General features: G+C 70.2%; 6 protein-coding genes. All 6 read right to left on the bottom strand.

Annotated elements, in window-relative coordinates; genetic code table 11:
• Positions 1 to 1,369, bottom strand: a 1,369-nt coding sequence (locus D471_RS0100370; protein WP_017596791.1) for an NTF2-like N-terminal transpeptidase domain-containing protein, incomplete at its 3' end; no start/stop codon positions are given.
• A gap of 23 nt (positions 1,370 to 1,392) precedes the next feature.
• On the bottom strand, positions 1,393 to 1,857 hold the full coding sequence (smpB, locus tag D471_RS0100375; RefSeq protein ID WP_017596792.1) for an SsrA-binding protein SmpB: 465 nt from the start codon (positions 1,855 to 1,857) through the stop codon (positions 1,393 to 1,395).
• Positions 1,858 to 1,934: 77 nt separating this feature from the next.
• A complete protein-coding gene (gene ftsX / locus D471_RS0100380; protein WP_017596793.1) occupies positions 1,935 to 2,846 on the bottom strand; it encodes a permease-like cell division protein FtsX in 912 nt (303 codons plus the stop codon).
• A 90-nt stretch (positions 2,847 to 2,936) separates the two neighbouring features.
• The gene (gene ftsE, locus D471_RS0100385; RefSeq protein WP_017596794.1) at positions 2,937 to 3,626 is read right to left on the bottom strand and encodes a cell division ATP-binding protein FtsE; all 690 of its coding nucleotides are present in this window, start codon (positions 3,624 to 3,626) and stop codon (positions 2,937 to 2,939) included.
• 371 nt (positions 3,627 to 3,997) lie between these two features.
• On the bottom strand, positions 3,998 to 5,119 hold the full coding sequence (prfB, locus tag D471_RS0100390) for a peptide chain release factor 2 (protein WP_026127270.1): 1,122 nt from the start codon (positions 5,117 to 5,119) through the stop codon (positions 3,998 to 4,000).
• Between the two features lie 112 nt (positions 5,120 to 5,231).
• Positions 5,232 to 7,093, bottom strand: a 1,862-nt coding sequence (locus D471_RS0100395) for a SpoIIE family protein phosphatase (protein ID WP_017596796.1), incomplete at its 5' end; no start/stop codon positions are given.

Consider the following 7,093-nt stretch of genomic DNA (forward strand, 5'->3'; position numbering starts at 1 on the left):
TGAGCGCCTCCGCCCCGACCTGGTCGCCGAGCTCCGCGAATCCGACGGTGCAGTGCCCCGCCAGGTTGGTGGCCAGGGTCGGGGTCACCGGTGCGACGCTCCCGGAGGGATTGGTGAAGGTCTGCCCGCCGACCTCGGCCTGGAAGCCGCACGGCATCTGCTCGCCCGGAGCGACCGCACCCGACTCCAACGCCGCCAGCGACGAGACGATGGTGAACACACCGCCCGGGACGTAGGAGCCGGTGAGGGCGCCGTCGTCGGTGGTCCCGCCGTTCGCGCTCGCCGCGGCCAGGACGTCACCGCTGGCGACGTCGACGGCGACCAGGTAGCCGTTCCCGGGCATGCCGGACAGAGCGGCCTCGGCGGAGCGCTGCACGGCCGCGTCCAGCGTGGTCCCGATACCGCCGCTGCGGTCACCCTCCCAGGACTCCAGGACGTCGGTGACCTCCCCGTCGGCGTCCAGGGAGACCACCTGGGTGGTGGCCGAACCCGCCAACTCGTTCTGGAAGATGTTCTGCAGGCCGTTCAGCCCGACGGTGTCACCGGCCTGGTAGGGCCCCGCGACGCGTGACGAGACCCGGTGCTCCGCCGTCCCGGCGACCTCGCCCAGCACGGCGGGGGCCACGGACGGCGTCAGGTTGATCTCGACCGCTTCGGCCCCCGCGCCGGGGATCGACCCCACCCGGCCGAGCAGTGCCTGGTCCACGTTGGCGTCGCGCATCAGCACGAGCGGCTGGAACTGCTCGGGCGGAGCGGAGCGCACGCGGTCGAGCAGCGGCTCCGACTCCTCGTCGAGGAGCTCGGCGAGTTCGGTGACGCCCGCCTCGACGTCGTCCATCCGCCCCGGGTACACCCCGAAGGCGGTCACGCTCTCACCGGCGACCAGGGGTTGACCCTCGCGGTCGAGGATCTGACCGCGCGCCTGGATCTCGTAGCTGACCGCGAGCCGCTCCCCGTCCTCCAGTTCGGGGTGGACCACGCTGGGCGACCAGGTGATCCGCCACCCGTCCGGGCCCCACTCCAGCGGCATCCGGCCGGTGTAGTTCCAGGTCGGGTCGCCGATGCCGAGGTCGGCGGTCACGTCGAACTCGGCGGTCGCGGAGTCGCCGTCGCGGTCGATCTGCCCCAGTCCGAACCGCAGGTTCGCCAGGTCCAGCTGATCGTGGACATCGGCCAGGGCGCTCGCCACCTCACCGGTGTCTCCGGTGGTGAACGCGGCGGCCTGCTCGTGGTCCCCGTTCTGCCAGGCCAGCAGGAAGGAGCGAACGGCCACCTCAGGACTGGGGTTGGGCGTGCACGCGGCCAAGGTGAGGGCCATGGCCACGCCGCTTCCGGCGGCCGCGAATCGGCCGAGGAGACGGGGGGACACCGTGTGTGTTCCTTTCGGGCGCCTCATCGACGGCGGCGAAGCGCGCGTTCCATGTCCCGCTTGGCTTCGCGCTCGGCGATGGCGTGGCGCTTGTCGTACTGACGCTTACCGCGCGCCAGGGCGATCTCGATCTTGGCCCGGCCGTCGCTGAAGTACAGGGACAGCGGCACCAGGGTGTATCCGGGCTCCCGGGTCTTTCCGATGAGCCGGGAGATCTGCGCGCGGTGCAGGAGTAGCTTACGGGATCGGCGGGCGGCGTGGTTGGTCCAGGTCCCCTGGGAGTACTCCGGGATGTGGACGTTCTCCAGCCACACCTCCCCGTCGTGGATGTGGGCGAAGCCGTCGACGAGCGACGCCCGCCCCTCCCGGAGCGACTTGACCTCGGTCCCGGTCAGGACCAGGCCCGCCTCGTAGGTCTCGTCGATGTGGTAGTCGTGCCGGGCACGCCGATTCTGCGCGATGGGTTTGCGACCGGTCTCCCGTGCCACAGTGGTTTCCCTTCCATACGGTCGGGGGCACACGGCCCCCTGCTCCCCCGCGTGCCCCCCTTCCGACGACCGTCGGATCAGATCTTCAGGTAGCGGCGCAGGGTGAGGAACGAGGTGATGGTGCACAGCAGCACACCGAGGATGATCGACACGCCGATGACGGCGAGCAGCGCGCTCGTGTCCACGGCCACGTCGAACTGGAACCACTCCTCGATCCGGCTGAGCAGCGTGAACCGGGTGGCCACGATGAACCCGGAGGCGATCAGACCACCGATGAAACCGGCGATCGCGCCCTCCAGGAGGAACGGGAGCTGGATGTAGAAGTTCGACGCGCCGACCAGGCGCATGATGCCGGTCTCCCGGCGGCGGCTGTAGGCCGACAGTCGGATGGTGTTGCCGATCAGCAGCGCGGCCGCGGCCAGCTGCACGCCCGCGACCACCAGGGCCGCCCACTTGAGGCCGTCGAGCAGGCCGAAGAAGTCCTCGAGCACGCTCTGGTCGTTGGAGACGCTGTCCACGCCCGGAGCCCCGGAGACCGCGTCACGCACCGTGTTGTAGTGCGACGGGTCGGTGAGCTGCACCCGGAAGTTGTCGGGGATGTCGCCCTCCTGCGCCGCGTTGGCGAGCGCCTCGTTCGTGGAGCCGATGCGCTTCTGGAAGTCCTCCCACGCCTCGGCGGCGGACATGTACTCGACGTTGTCGACCTGGGACATGCCCTCGAGCTTGCCCTGGAGTTCGGTGCGCTGCTCCTCCGTGGCGGCGCCGTTCTCCTGGCACGCCTCGGCCGGGGAGATGTCGTTGCACATGTAGACGGTCAGCGTGATCCGGCTGTCCCAGAAGTTGCGCATCTCCGACACCTGCTGGTTGACCAGCAGACCGCCACCGAACAGGGCGAGGGAGATGGCCACCGTGGTGATGACGGCGACCGTCATCGTCAGGTTTCGGCGCAGGCCGATCCAGGTCTCGGAGAGAACGAATTGTGCTCGCATGATCTGTTACAGGTCCATCCTTGGAAGCTTCGCCGCGCCGGTGTCCTCGCAGCGGTGGTCGGCGACCCGGCGCCGCGGGCGCGCCAGAGGTCAGTACGCCTGGCCGTAGACGCCGCGTGTCTGGTCGCGCACCACGAGGCCCTCTTCCAGCTCGATCACGCGCTTGCGCATCGAGTCGACGATGGCGGCGTCGTGCGTCGCCATCACGACGGTGGTGCCCGTGCGGTTGATTCGGTCGAGCACCTTCATGATGCCGATCGAGGTCGCGGGGTCGATGTTTCCGGTGGGCTCGTCGGCCAGCAGGATCTGCGGGCGGTTGACGAACGCGCGCGCGATCGCGACACGCTGCTGCTCACCACCGGAGAGCTCACCGGGCATGCGTCCGGCCTTGCCCTCCAGGCCGACGAGTTCGACGACCTCGGGCACGACCTTGCGGATGAACCGCCGGGGCTTACCGATGACCTCCAGCGCGAAGGCGACGTTCTCGAAGACGTTCTTGTTCGGCAGCAGGCGGAAGTCCTGGAAGACGCAGCCGATACGCCGGCGCAGGTGCGGCACCTTCCAGTTGGACAGGCGCGCGAGGTCCTTGCCGGCGACGTGGACGCGCCCCTTGTCGGGCTTCTCCTCCTTCAGCACCAGCCGGAGGAAGGTCGACTTACCCGAGCCCGAGGGGCCGACGAGGAAGACGAACTCGCCCTTGTCTACGTCAATGGAAACGCCGTCGAGCGCGGGGCGCTTCTGGGTCGGATAGACCTTGGTGACGTTGTCGAAGTGGATCACAGGCGCATCACAAGGGTCTCGAAGGTATGGGCACCCGCACCGAAGCACGGCTTCCCGCGGGATCGTACCGGCCGCATGGCCAACCGACAGTGTATGGGGGCACGCCACCCGGATTGTCCCGATCGTGGCACACCATCCAGATCATGGCACCGTCGTGCGATGGCCACGAGCATATCGGAGGCGTCAACCGATGATAACGTTCATATATAGCCTTTTCGGTAAAAGTGCGGAGTCGCCCTCATCACCATTGGGACACGGATCACTCCGGCACCACGGGCACCCGTACCGCACCGCCGTCCCGGTGGTACCCGCGTTCCAGGACGACCGAACCCCGCGCGTGCCCCCGCCCGGAGGCGGGGGCACCCCGGGGGTCAGCCCTGGCCGTCGTTCCGCTCCCGGCTGCGCATCCAGCGGATCTCCGCGTCGATGAAGTCGTCGATGTCACCGTCCAGGACACCCGACGTGTTGCCGGTCTCCGCGCCGGTCCGCACGTCCTTCACGCTCTGGTAGGGGTGCAGGACGTAGTTGCGCATCTGGGTGCCCCAGCTGCTCGTCGACTCACCGCGGATCTCGTCCAGGGCGGCCTGCTCCTCCTCCCTCTTGCGCGCCAGCAGCTTCGCCTGGAGCATCGACATCGCGGTCGCCTTGTTCTGCAACTGCGAACGCTCGTTCTGGCAGGACACGACGATGCCGGTCGGCATGTGGGTGATCCGCACCGCGGAGTCGGTGGTGTTGACTCCCTGACCGCCCGGGCCACTGGAGCGGTACACGTCCACACGCAGCTCGGACTCGTCGATGTCGATGTGGTCGCTCTGCTCCACCACCGGGACGACGTCCACGCCGGCGAACGAGGTCTGCCGACGGTTCTGGTTGTCGAAGGGCGAGATGCGCACGAGGCGGTGCGTGCCGTGCTCACCGCGCAGGGTGCCGTAGGCGAACGGCGCCCGGACCGCGAAGGACGTGGACTTGATACCCGCCTCCTCCGCGTAGGAGGTCTCGAAGATCTCCGTGGAGTAGCCGTGCCGCTCGGCCCACCGCAGGTACATGCGCTGGAGCATCTGCGCCCAGTCGGCGGCGTCCACGCCACCGGCCTGGGAGTTGATCGTCACCAGGGCCTCGTGCTCGTCGTGCGGGCCGTTGAGGAGGGTGCGCACCTCCAGCTCGCCGATCTCCTTGCGCAGCTGTTCCAGCTCCGTGTCGGCCTCGACCCGGGTGTCGGCGTCCTCCTCCGCGGCGGCGAGCTCGTAGAGCACGCCGAGGTCGTCGAGGCGCTGCCCGATCGAACCGAGCTTGTTGACCGTGGACTCCAGACCGGAGAGCCGCCGCGTCACCTTCTGCGCGTTCTCCTGGTCGGCCCACAGTTCGGGGTCGGCGGACTGTTCACGCAGCTCGGCGATCTCGGTCCGCATCGCGTCGACGTCCACCACGGCGGTGACACTCGCGAGGGTCGCCGCGAGCTCCTTGATTTTCTCTGCTGGGTCCAGTTCTGCCACGCCCCCAGTCTAGGGCGTATACGGCGAGCGCTGCCCCTGGGCGTCTACGGCGGGCACCGCCCCCAGGACGTACACGGCGGACACCGCCCGTGGCGGGGAGGGACCGCCGGTGTCAGCCGCCGACCGGCCCCGGGCGGAGCAGGAGCAGGGCGATGTCATCGCTGTGGGGATCGGTGGCCCGGCCGTGCCGGATGAGGACGTCGGCGAGGGTGTCCATCGGCTGGTGCCCGGCTCGCGCGAGGTGTTCGGCGAGGTCGGCGATGGCGTCGCCGAGATCGGCGCCCGGGGCCTCGACGAGGCCGTCGGTGTACAGGGCGAGCACGGCGCCGGGCAGGAGGGGGATCTCGGTGGCCTCGTAGTCGGCGGCCGGGTCGACGCCGAGCAGGAGCCCGTGCGGCGGATCGAGGACTTCGGCGCGGCCGTCGGGGTGGCGCAGCAGCGGGGGGAGGTGCCCCGCGGAGGCCAGGTGGGCGCGGTGGCCCGCAAGGTCGATGTGGACGTAGAGGCAGCTGGTGAACAGACCCGGGTCGAGGTCGGTGAGCAGGCGGTTGATCCGGGTGAGGACCTCCCCGGGAGGCGCTCCCGCGGTGGCGTGGACGGCGGTGCGGACCTGCCCCATGAGCGCGGCGGCCCGTACGTTGTGGCCTTGGACGTCGCCGATCGCGGCGGCGACGGTGGTGTCGTCGAGGCGGATGACGTCGTAGAAGTCACCGCCGATGTCCATGCCGTGGGTGGCGGCCAGGTAGCGCGCGGCCGTCTCCAGCCCGGGCACGTCGGGGAGGGCGGCCGGGAGCAGCCCGGTCTGCAGGCCGTGGGCGAGCTGGTGTTTGGCGTCGTACAGACGGGCGCGGTCCAAGGCTTGGGCGATCAGCCCGGCGAAGGAGGTCAGGGCGGCGCGGTCGTCCGGCGTGAAGGGGTGGGGCTCGTCATAGGAGACCACGCAGCAGCCGACCGGGCGGCCGGAGACGATCAGCGGCAGGAAGGCCCAGGACGCCCTTCCGGTCAACCGCGGGATGTCGGGGTTGAGCTGGGCCATCTCACCGGGGGAGGCGAAGAAGAGGGGCATCCCCTTGATCAGGGCGCGCACGGCGGGGGACGTCTCGTCCCGGAAGGGGGGAAGGTCGAGGCGGTCGATGACCTCGGGCCGGTAACCGCGGTGGCCGACGACGCGGAGCCGGTCGCCCTCGGCCACGGCCACGACGAAACCCTGGGCGCCGAAGGCGGACATGACCTGGTCCGCGGCCAACTCGACCACGTCCCGCACGCTGACGGCCTCGGTGAGCGTGGCGGCCAGGTGCATCAGGTCGTACAGCGACCCCGCCCTCGCCGACGCGGCGTGGCCCTCCCCGTGCTCCGATCCCAGGATGGTCCCAGGGACGGTGCCGTCAGCGGGGGTGATGAGGACGCTGACACCGGAGGCGTCCGGGTAGAGCCGGAAGTCCAACCGCCGGTCCGGTGGGCACAGGGCGGTGAAGGACGTGGGGCGGCGGCTGATCACCGCGGCCCGGTAGCGGTCCTCCACGGCCGGGTCGTCCAGCCACGGCAGCGCCTCCCACGGCAGTGCTCCGAGCAGGTTCGGGACGCTGCTCCCGACCAGGTCGGCCGCGGTGGCGTCGATGAAGGTGATCCGACCTTCCAGGTCCAGCGCGCAACAGCCCTCCGGGAGGCGGCCGGCGAAGTCCACCGCGGCCAGCGCCTCGACCAGCGCGGGCCTGCGCGGACGCGGCGGGGACCACAGATGCGGCTCGCCTCCGGCCAGTACGGGGTGCCCGTCCTCGGCGGCGTTCTGGAGGACCGCGCCCATGCGGTCGCAGGTGCTCTCGACCGTCTCACGCTCGTACGCGCTCAGCTGCGGCGGGTGCGAGCCGGGCCACAGAAGGACCACGCTGCCCCACACGGTGGTGCTGGTCGTGATCGGCGCGGCGGCCAGCGCGAGGTGATAGGGCAGGACGAACGCGAGCCGCGGGTAGCGGA

Source organism: Nocardiopsis lucentensis DSM 44048, from assembly GCF_000341125.1.
Classification (GTDB): Bacteria; Actinomycetota; Actinomycetes; order Streptosporangiales; family Streptosporangiaceae; genus Nocardiopsis; species Nocardiopsis lucentensis.

Excerpts from the sequence above, each read along its gene's own strand:
- ftsX (WP_017596793.1), bottom strand. The coding sequence starts at position 2,846 with ATGCGAGCACAATTCGTTCTCTCCGAGACCTGGATCGGCCTGCGCCGA.